This is a genomic window from Aliiroseovarius crassostreae, assembly GCF_049803815.1.
In the GTDB taxonomy this organism is placed as follows: domain Bacteria; phylum Pseudomonadota; class Alphaproteobacteria; order Rhodobacterales; family Rhodobacteraceae; genus Aliiroseovarius; species Aliiroseovarius crassostreae_A.
On sequence record NZ_JBNAGI010000002.1, the window covers coordinates 586,733 to 601,232 of the forward strand.

15 protein-coding genes, 1 tRNA gene, 1 pseudogene and 1 riboswitch are annotated in these 14,500 nt (G+C 59.3%); of the genes and pseudogenes, 2 read left to right on the top strand and 15 right to left on the bottom strand.

Annotated elements, in window-relative coordinates; all coding sequences use genetic code 11:
• Positions 1-103 precede the first annotated feature (103 nt).
• Positions 104-463: an MmcQ/YjbR family DNA-binding protein gene (locus ACP15V_RS08560; protein ID WP_424943252.1), complete on the top strand. Its 360-nt coding sequence runs from the start codon at positions 104-106 to the stop codon at positions 461-463.
• A 222-nt stretch (positions 464-685) separates the two neighbouring features.
• Here ACP15V_RS08560 and ACP15V_RS08565 read toward each other — a convergent pair whose 3' ends face one another.
• The 3 genes from ACP15V_RS08565 to ACP15V_RS08575 all read right to left on the bottom strand — a co-directional run bounded on the left by ACP15V_RS08565 (position 686) and on the right by ACP15V_RS08575 (position 3,880).
• Positions 686-1,711: a tellurium resistance protein gene (locus tag ACP15V_RS08565; RefSeq protein WP_424943253.1), complete on the bottom strand. Its 1,026-nt coding sequence runs from the start codon at positions 1,709-1,711 to the stop codon at positions 686-688.
• A 427-nt stretch (positions 1,712-2,138) separates the two neighbouring features.
• A complete protein-coding gene (locus ACP15V_RS08570; RefSeq protein WP_424943254.1) occupies positions 2,139-2,975 on the bottom strand; it encodes a DUF2059 domain-containing protein in 837 nt (278 codons plus the stop codon).
• 77 nt (positions 2,976-3,052) lie between these two features.
• A complete protein-coding gene (locus ACP15V_RS08575) occupies positions 3,053-3,880 on the bottom strand; it encodes a DUF2059 domain-containing protein (RefSeq protein WP_424943255.1) in 828 nt (275 codons plus the stop codon).
• A 184-nt stretch (positions 3,881-4,064) separates the two neighbouring features.
• On the opposite strand from ACP15V_RS08575, the gene ACP15V_RS08580 reads away from it, so the two are divergent.
• Positions 4,065-4,154 (top strand) — tRNA-Ser (locus tag ACP15V_RS08580).
• A 238-nt stretch (positions 4,155-4,392) separates the two neighbouring features.
• Here ACP15V_RS08580 and ACP15V_RS08585 read toward each other — a convergent pair.
• From ACP15V_RS08585 to ACP15V_RS08640, 12 genes and pseudogenes are all read right to left on the bottom strand, one after another.
• Positions 4,393-5,067: a tyrosine-type recombinase/integrase gene (locus tag ACP15V_RS08585; protein ID WP_424943256.1), complete on the bottom strand. Its 675-nt coding sequence runs from the start codon at positions 5,065-5,067 to the stop codon at positions 4,393-4,395.
• Positions 5,068-5,108: 41 nt separating this feature from the next.
• A pseudogene (locus tag ACP15V_RS08590) lies at positions 5,109-5,842 on the bottom strand (IS3 family transposase); the annotation flags it as partial.
• A 530-nt stretch (positions 5,843-6,372) separates the two neighbouring features.
• Positions 6,373-7,431, bottom strand: a complete 1,059-nt coding sequence (locus ACP15V_RS08595; protein ID WP_424943257.1) for a FecCD family ABC transporter permease — start codon at positions 7,429-7,431, stop codon at positions 6,373-6,375.
• A 26-nt stretch (positions 7,432-7,457) separates the two neighbouring features.
• A complete protein-coding gene (locus ACP15V_RS08600; RefSeq protein ID WP_424943258.1) occupies positions 7,458-8,402 on the bottom strand; it encodes an ABC transporter substrate-binding protein in 945 nt (314 codons plus the stop codon).
• Entirely contained in the window at positions 8,399-9,202 is an 804-nt protein-coding gene (locus ACP15V_RS08605) for an ABC transporter ATP-binding protein (RefSeq protein WP_424943259.1), read from the bottom strand. The genes ACP15V_RS08600 and ACP15V_RS08605 overlap by 4 nt, the downstream gene beginning before the upstream one ends.
• On the bottom strand, positions 9,199-9,609 hold the full coding sequence (locus tag ACP15V_RS08610) for a DUF1636 family protein (RefSeq protein WP_424943260.1): 411 nt from the start codon (positions 9,607-9,609) through the stop codon (positions 9,199-9,201). The genes ACP15V_RS08605 and ACP15V_RS08610 overlap by 4 nt, the downstream gene beginning before the upstream one ends.
• A gap of 101 nt (positions 9,610-9,710) precedes the next feature.
• Positions 9,711-9,924: riboswitch (cobalamin riboswitch) on the bottom strand.
• Between the two features lie 143 nt (positions 9,925-10,067).
• Positions 10,068-10,430, bottom strand: coding sequence for a phosphoribosyl-AMP cyclohydrolase (gene hisI / locus ACP15V_RS08615; protein WP_424943261.1), 363 nt, complete (start codon positions 10,428-10,430; stop codon positions 10,068-10,070).
• A 32-nt stretch (positions 10,431-10,462) separates the two neighbouring features.
• Positions 10,463-10,936: a phosphoribosyl-AMP cyclohydrolase gene (locus tag ACP15V_RS08620; RefSeq protein ID WP_424943262.1), complete on the bottom strand. Its 474-nt coding sequence runs from the start codon at positions 10,934-10,936 to the stop codon at positions 10,463-10,465.
• A gap of 73 nt (positions 10,937-11,009) precedes the next feature.
• On the bottom strand, positions 11,010-11,651 hold the full coding sequence (locus tag ACP15V_RS08625) for a DUF1826 domain-containing protein (protein WP_424943263.1): 642 nt from the start codon (positions 11,649-11,651) through the stop codon (positions 11,010-11,012).
• The gene (locus tag ACP15V_RS08630) at positions 11,648-12,862 is read right to left on the bottom strand and encodes a GTP-binding protein (protein WP_424943264.1); all 1,215 of its coding nucleotides are present in this window, start codon (positions 12,860-12,862) and stop codon (positions 11,648-11,650) included. The genes ACP15V_RS08625 and ACP15V_RS08630 overlap by 4 nt, the downstream gene beginning before the upstream one ends.
• Positions 12,843-13,943, bottom strand: coding sequence for a CobW family GTP-binding protein (locus tag ACP15V_RS08635; RefSeq protein ID WP_424943265.1), 1,101 nt, complete (start codon positions 13,941-13,943; stop codon positions 12,843-12,845). The genes ACP15V_RS08630 and ACP15V_RS08635 overlap by 20 nt, the downstream gene beginning before the upstream one ends.
• Positions 13,940-14,353, bottom strand: coding sequence for a transcriptional repressor (locus tag ACP15V_RS08640; protein WP_424943266.1), 414 nt, complete (start codon positions 14,351-14,353; stop codon positions 13,940-13,942). Before ACP15V_RS08640 ends, ACP15V_RS08635 begins: the two co-directional genes overlap by 4 nt.
• Positions 14,354-14,500: the final 147 nt, after the last annotated feature.

Below are 14,500 nucleotides of genomic sequence, written 5' to 3' on the forward strand. Positions count from 1 at the left end.
CTGACAATGTCAGCAGGGAATGCAGCAAATAATGATGGTGCTTGTCCGTTTCATATGGGGTTGGTAGCAAGGTTTCGATATCTAAGCAAGATTGGAGTTGCCCATGTCCCGCGAGAGTGCCAGCGATATGTGCCGTGCCCTGCCCGGTGCGGAATTGACCCATCCGTTTGGCGACACTCCCGAAGATCATGACGTGTGGAAAGTGGGCGGCAAGATCTTTGCGGCCATGTCGGTCGATGCGGACGGGGTGTCGGTGAAATGCGCCGATGTGGCGACCGCCGAAATGCTGCGCGAAGCGGGTGTGGCGCAAAAAGCGCCGTATTTTCACAAATCCTGGGTGCGGGTGCCGTTTGGGGCGGGCGAAGACGAGCTGCGCCACCGGATTGAAACCTCTTACGGAATCATTCGCGGGTCACTGACCAAGAAAGCGCAGGCCGCCCTGCCCGACTGGACACAAGGGTAACGCTCCCGCGCCTTCACGACCTGCGGTCGACAGGCTTGGGCGTGGCTCAAACCAAGGGTTTGAGCCTGAGGGGCGTTGCCCCTCGCCGCGCTGCGGTGCCGGGCTCCGCCCGTTCTTAGGGCGAATTGATCCCCCGGATCAATTGCAGATCAATTCCAGGAAGCCCTCGAACCCCAGAATATTTTTGCCCAGAAAATGAGGGCAAACGGCGCGACGAGCCTGTCACGCCTGTGCGGCGTTGGTTTTGGCGGCCAGAACGCCTTTGGCCCAGAGCTTCAGGATTTTCACCGCAATCGGCGGGACGATCAGCGTGGCCAGAACAAGAGTGACGCCCCCGAGGATGCGGAAGATACTGCCCTCGCCTGCAAGATATGCGATCTGCATCAAGGAGGAAAAGGCCGTCAGCGGGAAGGTGAAAGCGCCCCAAAGCGGGCTGAACCCATCGCGGGTGAGCCAACGGGCCGAGAGCAGCAAGACGGCAAAAATCCCAACCGACACGCAGGTGAGCGCAAAGCCCATCTGAGCGTTGCCCATCAGGTAGGCCACGGTGCCGAGCAGGCTGGTGGGTGCGAGGTGAATGGCCAGAAGTGGACGCAGGGGGGCGGGTACGGTTTTCCGGGCAAAGGCCAGCGCGCTGGCCAGGTAGATCCCTGCGGCCACCGCCAGCGTGATCCAAAAGATCGCAGAGGAATAGGCGTGAAACCCAAGGGGAAGCGCCGCGATGGGTGACACGATAAAGCCCACGAAAGTCAGGTGCCAGACCGGGGTCACGGCGCGACCTTCGGGTTGGGATGCGATCAGGATGCGGATCACGGTCAGGGCCACGGCAAGATGCCATAGACCAGACAGGCACAGAACAACCAACGCCAGCGCGGGTGAATAGATCACCAGGACCACCGCCAGAAGATAGCCGCTCAGCCCCATCGTCGCGAGCCCAGCCCGGCCGGGCAACACCCGCAGGTCTTCGACGAAGACCCCCGGACGACGCAGGAGTTTTGCCAGATAGGCCAGCACAGCAAAGAGGTAGAGCAGGCTGACCGCGCCCAGAATCATTTCGCCAAATTCAGCAGGTACGGAAAAGCTTTCGCCCGCGCGGCGCCAGGCCAGACCAAGCCCCATCAACCCGAAGATCGGGGTGAACATGGCAGGTGGCGTGCGCTGAAACAGGCCCGTTTTGGGCGGGATCGGTTTGGGCGGCGGAAAATAGGGCGCTTTTTTTGGGGAGTTCTTGTGCGGAGCATCTGCCATGGTCGGACCTCGGTACGGGATTTGGCGCAATTGGCCGCAATGGGCCAGAGTATACGTCCGGCATAGTCCCGGACGTGAGGCAAGGAAAGAGGGGTTGGGGCTGGCGTATTGCCGCATCCGGACAGGCTTGCCGCATCAGGACAGGCTTTTTGAAACCGGACAGGCAAATTGCCAAACCGCTTTGCGGTCCGCCTTGCTGACTTCGCTTGCAGGGGGGGTGCCAGGGCGCGCGCGCCGGGGGCGCGTGTTGTCCCGGAGCCGCCCGTTCCACCGCCTGTTCCTATGTATTATGGTCCCCAGCGCCCCGGCCCCGGTCTCGTTTTCCCAGATCCCGGGCCTCTTTTGCCCTGATCCTCGGCTGCATTGCAGGGCCTTCTTCTATGGCCGTATGCCCGGGCCACTGTTCCGGCGCGCCCTGATCCAGCGGTCAGAGATCCTGAACCGCTTGGGCCCGCCCTGCGGCGTGACCCAGGGCGCGCGCCAGTTCCAAGAACATCGGATCAAACCCTTCAAACAACGCCGCATTCAGCGCACGCCCATCGGGCGAAGACGAGATCTCGACCAGCTCTGCCAACCGCTCATCCGACAAGGGCGCATAGGCCAGCGAGAGGTAGCCATAAAGCCATTCGGTTGTGTCGATGCGCAGATGGGGTTCCTCGTTCATGACCTCGGCCAGAAGCAATTGTTCATCCAACAAATCCCCCGGATCCGGGGCGGTCTCAGCATAGGCGCGCAGAAACGCATAGTTGCTGTTGAGCGCGCCGGTCACGTTACGTTCAATCAGATCCCCCGCCGAGACATAACGCCGGATCAGCCCGGCATGCGCCCCATCCTTGCCGCCCCTGTTCCAGGCGTCGCGTGCGGCCTCGTCCACACCGGGGGCAAGATAGGCCCGGCGCGCAGACACCTCTAACGCGACCACGTTTTGTCCGGCGTCACTTTCATAATAGCGCAGGATCGGGGTCAGGTCCTTGTCCGCAAGCGCCCGAGACACCCCCGAGCGCACGATCTGCGCCATGGCCGTCATGTCATAGATTTCATCCACCGCGTCGTGCCATCGGTCATCCGCCGGGCGACCGGTCAGGTCCGGGGCGGCGTCCATCGCGTGCTGCAGCCCCTCTTCGCGCATAATCTCTAGGGTTTCATCCATGTGCAGCGCCGTCCACAGACGGTCGATCTGCGCAGTATCCGCCCGGGCCGTCTGCGTGCCCAGCCCCAACAGGACCAGACCAACCAGGACCAGACTGAACAGGTTCCGACCCATCACAGCCCCCCATGTCCCCCGAAAGATCCCCCCCGACACATGCCGGTGCCAGACACCATTTGCCCCCATTACCCCCATCACAGATCGGTTTGCGGCTGAAGCCCGGCCAGGCGGCTGGCAAGCGTTTCATACCGGTCCGCCATGATTTCATATTGCACGGCGTTCAGGATTTCATAGACCTGCTTCATCTCGGGATCCTGCAGGGCGGCCAGGTAATCGACCAATTCGTCATCGTTCAGATCTCGATAGGCATAGGCATTGGACACCAGACCATGCAATTCGATATTGCGGCGCATTTCGTCGGATTGCGCCATCAACATGCCGCGCAGATCATCTTCTTCCAACTCCAGATCCGACGCACCGGCCGCTGCGGCCGCCATCAGGTAACGCACCTGGATTTCGACAATCGACCGGATCGCCACATCCACACTGCCAATTGCACTGGACATGGCGCGAAACACGTCGACACGGGGGCTGTTGCTTTTCATCAGCTCCGAGACAAGCCGTTCCCCTTCGGCCTGTTTCAACGCGTCATCTTCCATGTGACTTTCGTTTTCGATCGCCACGATATGCTGTCCCAGATCGCTACCGTAAAAGCCGATCCCGTGATCCAACAGCGCTTCGGGCATCACCGCGCTGATCATGTCCACCGCGTCGTCGACCATCGCGTCTGGCTGAAACACCTCTTCGGCCAGGCGCACCCATTCACGACCAAACTGGTCGGGCGCCTCGCCGGTCAAAGCCGGGCCCGCCATCGCCCCCTGCTGGATCGAGGCAATGGCCACGTCAAAACCGGTCACTTCCAGAAAGTCGCGGATCTTCTCGGGCGCGGCCCCTTGCGCCAAAGCGCTGGTTGCCCCCATCCAGACAAGCACCAGCAGCGAAAAAATACGTCGAAAAACCATACGATTAGCTCCAATAACCCCAACGTCATACAGGGGATCGGGGTAAAGCCTAGACCGCATACCCGACCCGAACAAGCCCGCCGGGCTGGAAAAGAAATCAACTTTCCGCTCATCGGGGGCATTTTCTTGGAAAATGGGGGTTGCACATTGCGCACGGTCGATTTAATCACCCCTCACCCCCCGCGGAGAGGTGCCGGAGTGGTCGAACGGGGCGGTCTCGAAAACCGTTGTGGGTGCAAGCCCACCCAGGGTTCGAATCCCTGTCTCTCCGCCACTATACCCCTGAAATTCATAGATAATTCACTTGTTTTAGGGCGTGGTGTGCTTTTTGCCATTGGAGAGATTTTCAGCCAAAGGTGTCATACTATGACCCCTTTTGGGCTTTCCGGCTATGCCGACTATGCCCCCTTGGGCCAGTTTCTATGCCCCTTCCCACCACTGACAGCACTCTCCAACCATGAAAAAGGGACCCCGCAACCACGGGATCACTTCGTCATTTTAATTGGCGTTTCCTATCGAAATCCATTGTCACCATCTGCGGAAACTCGGACCTTCTCTTCTTCAGTAAGATACCTGAGGTAGTAGCGTTCAGTGGTGAGAACGGAGCCATGGCCAATGTATTTTTGAACCCTATAAATAGACCACCCTTCCTGCAGGCGCTCGATCGCGAACTTATGACGGAGATCGTGAAGTCGCGCCCCAAATCCAGTCTCTTGGCCATACTCCCAGAACAAATTCGAAGGGTCTTTATAGAATCCATGATCGGTGGCGTTCCAAAAAACATGCGAAGAGGCGTTCGAGCGCGGGATCCTCAACAGGATGTCGATGGCCTTCTGACGCAATTCGATTGTGCGAACCTTTTTTCCTTTCGTGTGCCGCAACACCGCTTTGACATTTCCTTCGACGGGACTCTCCATGCCTGAAATGTCGGACCATTGCAGCCTCGCGACCTCAGTCACACGTCCACCAGTAGCGTCGAGGAAATCGGGGAAATACCGTAAAGTTCCCGGCGCTCGCGCAGAGAGTTTCTGAATGCTGGCCGCTTTTGGCAAAACAATGTCTGGCAGCACCTCTTTCATACCCTGCTTCTCATAATTCTGAACTGGGTTAGTTTCGATCCAGCCATCATTTTTAATAGCCTTCATCAGATTCGAGAACGCAGTCAGATCTCTGTTGATCGTGGACACACTCACTCCATCTTCACGCCTCCGAGCTACGAACTCGGAGACCCAGACAATGAGCGATCTACAACGGTTGCCAGTGCTTCTCGCGTGCAGTCATCAACAATGCACAGCACACGGAACCGCTGCCCATCTTCGAAGGCGTCGGATACAAAATCCAACGACCACCGCTGATTGGCACGATCCGGCACCAGAATGGGCCTGCGCGTGCCTAAAGCTCGTTTTCTCGAACGTCTGCGACGCACGGCCAAACCCTCTTCACGATACAAGCGGAAGAGCTTCTTGTGGTTCACTTCAAAGCCCTCTCTGGCAAGCAGGATGCCCAAACGACGATATCCAAACCGACGCCGTTCATTCGCCAACTCGCGCAGCCGCTTTCGCAGAGCGCCATCGCCCTGTTCTTGCTTCTGATACTGAAAGACAGACCTATGAAGATCAGCCAATTCACACGCCCGACGCTCAGATAGGCCGTGCTGATCCATCACATCACGCACGGCTCGTCGCTTCACATCAGGCGTCAGTAGTTTTTTGTCGCAAGATCCTTAAGCGCGGCGTTATCCAACATCGCATCTGCAAGCATGCGTTTCAGCTTGTTGTTCTCGTCTTCAAGAGCACGAAGCTTCTTGGCATCCGACACGTTCATGCCGCCAAACTTTGCTTAGTATTTATAGAAGGTCGCATCACTGATGCCGTAGCGGCGACACAACTCCTGCGCCTTCACACCAGCCTCATATTCTTTGATCATTCCAATGATCTGTTCGTCAGAAAATCTACGTTTCATAGTCCATCCTTTGCTTGGACGGATTACTAACACCTCAATGGCCTGATTTCAGGGGGCTGGGTCAACACCCCTGCCCGCTTTCTATGCCGAGATTGCCTAATTTCCTGTAAAAATGCCCTTATTTTATTGGCTTGAACCTTTCGGATACAACCTCAAAAACGGTCTCGAAAACCGTTGTGGGTGCAAGCCCACCCAGGGTTCGAATCCCTGTCTCTCCGCCACTTACCCTCGACCACGAGCCTTCTGACAAGCGATATAAAGCGTCAGTCACCTTCGGGTGTTCTTCCCGTTGAACAACAGATGGGTCTGTTTCCAGATATCCCGAAACAGTTTTATCACTTTTGGCAAAACTGTCTGCTTGGGCCAACACGTCACGTCCTGCAGCACCCTGCGGCTCAAGCTGGAAATTGGCCCCGCGAACGATCGCTGCAGTGCATCCTTGTAGTTGTTGCCTTGACCTCGGGGCTGTAATCAATGCCCCCACCGGCTACTGTAACGATTACCGGGTGAACACACTCCACCACTCGGCTTTATTTCCGTCCAAGGATCCATACGAAGAACAGCCCGCCAATCAGGCCGGTCACGATGCCAATGGGCATGTCTTCGGGGGCCATCACAGTGCGGGCGAAAATGTCAGCCCACAGCAAGAACACTGCGCCAGCCAGCGCCGAGGCGGGCAAGACGCGGCGATAATCGCCCCCCACCAATAGGCGCACCATATGCGGCACCATCAGGCCGACAAAGCCGATGATGCCGGAAAAGGCCACCATCACCCCGGTGATCAGCGCGCCGATCACAAATACCTGCAGGCGGAACTTGCCGACCGCCAGCCCAAGGGTCGCCGCGGTTTCATCACCAATGGTCATCGCGTTCAGATCCGAACTGCGCAGCCACAGCCAAAGCCCGCAGGGAATGAGGATCGCCAGCGGATAGATCAGATGCGCCCATTGCGCGAGGCCCAGACCGCCCAGCATCCAAAACACAACCGTATGGGTGGCGCGCGGGTCGCCCAGAAAGATCAGGATATTGGCCGCCGCCATCACGATGAACGACACCGCCACCCCAACCAGCACCAGCCGATCCGCACTGGCCGCCGCGGTGAACCGCGCCACCGCCAGCACGATCAGCGTGGCGCCAAGCGCGCCCAGAAACGCCATCAGCGGCACCGTTAAAAGCCCGAAAAACAACCCGGTGTGCAGCAGCGCCAGAATGGCCCCGAAGGCGCCACCGGACGAGATCCCCAGCAGGTGCGGATCCGACAGAGGGTTGCGGGTGACCGCCTGCAGCGCCGCGCCGACCATGGCCAGCCCGGCCCCCACCATCATCGCCAGAAACGCGCGCGGAAAGCGGATGTCCCAGACAATCGCGGTGCGGCCCTTGGACCAGGTCGGCTCCACCAGACCCGGCCAAAACTGGTCCATCACAACACCCCAGACCACGGCAGTGGGGACGGACACCGCACCCACCGCAATCGCACAGGTGACGGAGGCAAGCACCGCCGCCACCGCACCGATCCCCCATAGGGGCAGGCCGATGCGCCTGCGCGCACGGGGTTGCGGGGCAGAGGGGTCAAGGCTCGCATCCGTCATTTCATCTGTCCTTTCGTTTCTCGACGTTAGTGGGTGGTGGCCGGATGGAAGGCCGCGGCCAGCGTCTTGATCGCGTCAATGTTGCGCGGACCGGGGGTGGCCTCGACATATTCCAGCGTCACGAAGCGGTTGTTCTTCACCGCGTCGATATTTGCCAGCGCCGGGTTGTCGCGCATGATGTTCATGCGATCCTCGGCGGTCAGTTCACCGTAGTTGATGATCACCACCACCTCGGGGTTTTGTTCGACCACTTCTTCCCAGCTGACGGTGCCCCAGCTTTTGCGGAACCCGTCCATCACATTCACGCCGCCAGCGGCTTCGATCATTGCGGTGGGGATGGCATAATGGCCTGCGGTAAACGGACGATCTGCGCCGCTGTCAAAGACAAAGGCGCGCACCGGTTCGGCGTCCTTGTCCAGCCCTTCGGTGATCTCAGTCAGCTCGGCCTTATACCCCGCAATCAGCGCCTCTGCGCGGTCCTCGACGCCAAAAATCTTGCCCAGGTTGGCCAGGTCGTTGAACATCAGATCCATGGTCACATCCTGTTCCTTGCCCACATGGATGCAGCTTTCGGTCAGCTCATAGACCTTGATGTCAAATTCGCCGAGGGTTTCCGGCGTCACTTCGCCGCCCACTTTCATACCGTAGTTCCAGCCAGCAAAGAAAAAGTCCGCATCGGCGCCGATCAGCACCTCTTTCGACGGGTATCGCTGCGACAGCTCGGGCAGTTCCTTCACCCCTTCGCGCATTTCGGCATCCAGTTTATTCCAGCCGGAAATCCCGGTGTAGCCGACCATGTGATCGGTCAGGCCAAGCGCCAGCATCATTTCGGTCAGGTTCACATCGTTGGAAATTGCCGCCTTGGGCGGGGCGTCAAACGTGACCTCGCGGTCGCAGCTTTGCACGGTGGTTTGCGCCAGAGCGGCGGTGCTGGTGGCCAGCAAGGCAAGCACAGAGATGGTTGTTTTCATGTTCGGGGTCCCTCGTTTTGGTTGGGTAGGTGAAAGGAAAAATGTCGGGTGTTGCTCAGGCTCAGCTGTTCGGCGCGCGCTTCAACCCGAAAGGCAGTTGAAACCAGATCCGAGGTCAGCACGTCGGATGGCGGGCCAAAGCCCAGCGGGCGGCCATGTTGCAAGAGCAGGATGTCGTCGCAGGCGCCGGCGGCCATATTGAGGTCATGCAGCGAAGTGACGATGGTCATGTCGAGACCGCGGATCAGGTCGAGCACTTCCAATTGGTGACGGATATCGAGGTGGTTGGTCGGCTCATCCAGCACCAGAACCTGCGGGTCCTGCGCCAGCGCGCGGGCGACCATCACCCGCTGCCGCTCGCCGCCCGACAAGGTGCCAAAGCTGCGATGCGCCAGCGACAGAAGCCCCATGCGCACAAGGGCTTGTTCAACCGCCCTTGCGCAACCCTCGCCGGGGGAAGCAAAGCCCAGCCGATGAGGAATGCGGCCCAATGCCACCACGTCGCGCACGCTGAGCGCAAAATCCGAGGGCTGTTCCTGCAGCACCGCGGCCACCTTGCGGGCGGCGGCACGCGGCGCGATGGACCAGATCTCCTCGCCGCCCACATGCACCGTGCCTGTGCGCGGTTGGGCGTAGCGATAGATCATGCGCAACAGCGTGGTCTTGCCTGCGCCATTGGCCCCGATCACCCCCATCACCCGCCCGGCAGAAAGGTGAAACGAGGTGGGTTGCAGGGTCAATGGTTGCCGATTGCCGGGTGACCAGCTCAGGTTTTCGACAGTCAGATCTGCGGCTCTCATGCGGATACCTCCGCCGACTGCGGGGCGACAAACAGCGTGGCCGGAATGCGGGCCAAGGTGGATTTGCGCAATCGTCCCGGCCGGTCAACCGAGCTGCACCACCCATCTGCGAGCAATGCGTAGCTCCGGGCAAATTCCACGAGATCGGCAATGTCCCGATCTGCGTCCTCCCGCGCAATGTCGCCAAACAGATAGCTCGCTTTGCCCTGCCCGTGAAAGGCCACGGTGCAAGGACGGTCGCAGCCCGCCATACAGGCGGCTCCTGTGACGGAATAGGCGTCATCGTCGCCCTGATCGGCCAAAGCCGCCCGCAGGGTGGATATCAGCTCAGCACCGGGGCGATGCCCCGTGGTCTTGTCTTTGCAGGATGTGCAAATGGTGATGCGATGCGATGTGTTCCGGTTCATCTCGCCCTCCGCGAATACGCGGGGGCAAAGGGGAACCTGCAATGTGAACAGCTTGCGCCGTGAAATCCATATTTGGTCTCCGTCCAGGCACCCCGCCCGGGTTGAGTTTCATCCAGATGGCAGGTCTCCTGACTTCGCGGGTCAAAGCGTGCTGTCCCTTCCCGGGCAGATGCCCAGTGGTTTTGACAGTTTGCTCGCCGCTTACAGTTGCGGGGGCAGTCACGGATTTGGCGCCGATTGGCTCCTCCTCACCGTGTTCCCTTTTCATCCCGCTTGGCCTTTGGCTCTGCGGGAACCATCTGTGCCAATGGGTGCCTCACGCGGGAAATTCTGTCAATTGGAAATCTGCTTCTCGGTGTCATAATTTCAGATCAGGTCGGCCCATCCATTTGAAATTTAGCACATTTCTTGGTGAAGCCGGACAAGAGACATGGTCGCTTTCATCCTGCGTGACCCTCTCAGACCATTGGCTTTGCGATTTCGATCTCCTGCCCGCCCTCGACCTTGGTGAAGAAACAGCTTCGACGGTAGGTGTGACAGGCCGCACCGATCTGATCCACGATCAACAGCAAGCAATCGCGATCACAATCAAAACGCAGCTCGACAAGGGTTTGGACATGCCCCGATGTATCCCCCTTGCGCCAGAACGCAGAACGTGAGCGTGACCAATAGACCACCCGCCCTGTATCCAGCGTTTCACGGATCGTGGCCGCGTTCATCCAGGCCAGCATCAAAACCTCGCCTGTTTCACCGTCCTGTGCGATGGCCGGGATCAAGCCCTGATCATCGAACTTCAGACTGCGGATGTCAAATTCTGTCATGTCGTCTCTTCTTCTTTATGCCGAGGCAGGCGTTACGGCTGATACGGTAGCGATGAATGATGCAACACGATCCGCAACACGCCCTCTGCGTCTTTCTTGTAGCCAAAACTCTTGTCGACCTGGGTGACATTGCCCTCCTTGTCGGTCAGCCGAACCCATCCCATCCACATCCCAACGTCACCTTCGATGAATTCTGCCGAGGTCACGCTGTCCGTCTCGCGCCAGCCCCTGAGACCAAATCCACGATCCAGTGGATAGTCATCGTCATGGCCGACGAAATAGGACAGCGCGCCCTTGCGGGTTGGCCGAAAGGTCTGATCGCCGCTGGCCAGGGTGGGTTTGAACAGAACCGACCCGAGATCATAGCCATACGCCGCATCCAGAACCGTTTCGGCAACTTGGCGGGCTGCGTCGATGCCGCTCTCTTCATAGGCTTTGGAAATGGCAATCAACCCGTCCCCCCAGGCAAGGCGGGCTGCGGCGAGTTCAACTGTAGTTATCGGCATGTTTTCGTTTTCTTTGAACAGAAGTGGTGGTTGTGGGGAGATGTCCTTTTGGGTGGAAGGCCAGCGGCAATCCTCAGATCTCCTCATCCGGGTCCGATATCGGATCCACGACAAGAACAAGTCTGGTTTCCCCACTGCCCTCAATCGGCGGCGAGCGATGCAGCAGGCCAGAGCACGGGATCTCGGGCCAATCCGTGCCGCGAAGCAGCAGCGGTGAAGAGGCCGGAACGGTAAAGATCCTGTCCGGGTCCTGACCGTAATGCCCGGTGCCATATTGCGTGCCCATGCCGCGATAGGTGCAGACCAGCCGCGCCCTGACCGCGTCCACATGGAATTTGCGGCAGGCATTGGTTGTCACCCGATCCAGCCGCAGTCGCAAAAACCGCGCCTGCATCAGATCGGAAAACACCTCGGCCAGCGCGGAAATGTCCCCGATCAGCCGGTCCCGCTCCGGGCCGTCGGGGGTGCCGCAGGTATCGCAGACATGGCGCACCGCCTCCGAAATCGCGTCCGGGCGCAGGATCAGCCGGGCCTTGGGCAGTTGCTCCGGGTCAAGCCCGTCAATCCAGTCCTGAAACGACGGCAGTGGGCGCCGCTGCCAGATCACCCCGGCACAGCCGGGGCGATGAATGTCGGACAGGGACGCGGCCTCTTCGCAGATCCGAACCCCTGCGGGAATGGCCTGTATCAACTCCCTTGCAACCGCCGAGGTCATCCGCGTTGCCCCCAGCGCGGGAAGGGGTCGGCCATGTCGGCCCAAGTCTCCGGCGTGAACGCCACTGCATCGACCAGCGCGCCGTTCAGACGATCCTGGATGAGGTCACGATCCATATCACTGCCGATAAAGACAATCTCCTGCCGGCGATCGCCCCAGGGTTCCACCCAATTGCGGGCAATCTCAGCCTGGGCTTCGGGGTGGGTCGGCAGGCGACCCTCGGGCACAGACGCCCACCAACGCCCCAGCGGGGTGACCGAAGAGAGCGCACCGGCCATGCTGTATTCCGCCGCCCATGCAGGCCTTGTGGCAATCCAGAAATGCCCCTTGGCGCGGATCACACCGGGCAAATCACCGTTCAGCACCGCATGCAATTTCTGCGGATCAAACGGCGCGCGCGCGTGATAGGCAAAAGACGTGATGCCATATTCCTCGTCCTCGGGCGTGTGATTGGCAAACCCATACAGTTCCTTGGCCCACATCGGGTGTTCATGGGCGGTTTCGAAATCAAACAGGCCTGTATCAAGGATCGCCTCGGCGTCCACCACGGAGTTATCGGTTTCGATGATCTTCGCATCGCCGTTGAGCGCGCGGATGATCTTGCGCGCACTGTCGGTCTGCTGCGGTCCCGCATCCGTGACCTTATTCAGGATCACCACGTCCGCAAATTCGATCTGTTCCGTGAGCAGGCTGACCAGGCTGCGGTTGTCTTCCTCGCCCAGGCTTTCGCCGCGGTCATTCAGGAAATCATGGCTTGAGAAATCCTTGAGCAGGTTCACCGCATCCACCACCGTCACCATCGTGTCGAGCCGCGCCACATCCGACAGGCTTTCGCCATGTTCGTCGCGGAAATCAAAGGTGGCCGCAACCGGCAGCGGTTCGGAAATCCCGGTGCTTTCAATCAGCAGATAGTCAAACCGGCCTTCCTCGGACAGGTGGCGCACCTCTTTCAACAGATCGTCGCGCAGGGTGCAGCAGATGCAGCCATTGGACATTTCCACCAGCTTTTCCTCGGAGCGCGACAGCTCGCTGCCTTCGCGCACCAGATCCGCGTCGATGTTCACCTCGGACATGTCATTGACAATCACCGCCACGCGGCGGCCATCACGATTGTTAAGGACGCGGTTCAGAAGGGTGGTTTTTCCGGCCCCGAGGAAACCGGACAGAACGGTCACCGGCAGGCGGCTGTCATTATGGGGCGTATCTTCCATAGCGTATGGCTTTCTTTTTGGGTGAGGGGGTGGCGCGCAGCATGTCGAAGCTGCGCTGCAATTCGGGACGGGTCATGTCGCGGGCAATGACGACGATGCGTGACTGGCGGTCATCATGCGGCCAGTCCTTGACCGGCAGCGGCGGATCAAAGATCTGCTGCACGCCGTGAAACACAAACGGCGCGTCGATCCCCTCGAGGAACACCACGCCCTTCACGCGCAAAAGGTTTGGTCCGCGCAGCGCCACCAATGTGTTCAGCCAATTGTCGAACACCTCATCGGCCAGCGGTTCGTCAAGAATGATGGATTCGGATGTGATGCGGGTGTCGTGGCGTGACCCAGTCGCTGGCCCCGTGGGGGAAACGGCAAACCCCGAAAGATTGGCAAACGGATCATCGCCCGGCATCACAGGCGCCTTTTTCCCCGAGGTCCAGGACAGGACATCTGACGGCGCGGCGCCATAGCGTAACCCACTCAGCCCCCAGAGTTTTCCGGCCAGACCTTTGCCCCGCACGGAATGAAGGATGCGGGTGGTCGGGTTCAGCCCCCGCAGCCGCTCTTCGAGCATCACAACCCGTTCTGGCGACACGATGTCGGTCTTGCTCAGCACCACAAGATCCGCCATCGCCACCTGCGACACCGCCTCGAATTGCGCATCCAGACTGTCGCGACCATTGGCGGCATCCACCACCGTAACCACCCCATCCATCCGCGTGCGTTCGGCAAGGAACCGTTCAACCAGCAAGGTCTGCAAGATCGGCCCGGGATCGGCGAGGCCGGTGGTTTCGATCACCACCCGGTCAAAGTCGAAATCCCCGGCGTCCCGGCGCTCAAACAACCCCGCGACCGTATCCGCCAATTCGCCGCGCACCGTGCAGCACAGGCAGCCCGATTGCAGCAAAACAACATCGTCGCTTGAGGTCTCGATCAGGTCGTGGTCAAGGCCCGCTTCGCCAAACTCATTGACAATGACAGCGATGCGCCCGGATGAGGCGTCAGACAGAATTGCGTTCAAAAGTGTGGTCTTGCCTGCCCCCAGAAATCCGGTGAGGAGCGTGACGGGGACTCGCGGGTCGATCATAGCCCGCCTTCCTTCTCGTAACAGGCAGCACATCTGCCGTGGACTTCAATAACATGGCGCGAGGCTTGAAATCCCGACTGACCCGCGACGCAGGACAGCTGGTCTAACACGTCAGAAGAGATGCTTTCCTCAACGACACCGCAATCACCACAGACGGACAGGATTGCCGAGTGTTTCTCGCCCTGTTTCTCGCCCAGGCATTGACAGGCCACAAAGGCATTGAGGCTTTCGAGACGATGCACATGACCTTTGCCCATCAAAGAGGAGAGCGCCCTGTAAACAGTGGGTGGCGCAATCTTTGGATGACTGCTGCGCAGCATATCCTGAATGTCATAGGCTGACATCGGGATGGGATGGTGCCGCAGCACGCTTAGGATCTCAGCCTGTATCTTCTCTCCTTGTTGTCTCACCGGAAATCCTGATTCTCTCACGACATAAATATCTGTATGTTATATCATAACATTCGTCTACTGTGGAAAGCGGGTTAAACGGTGACCATGATCGGTTCAAGTGCGACAGCTGGAATCTAATCAATTCGCCTCATCGACATTACACAA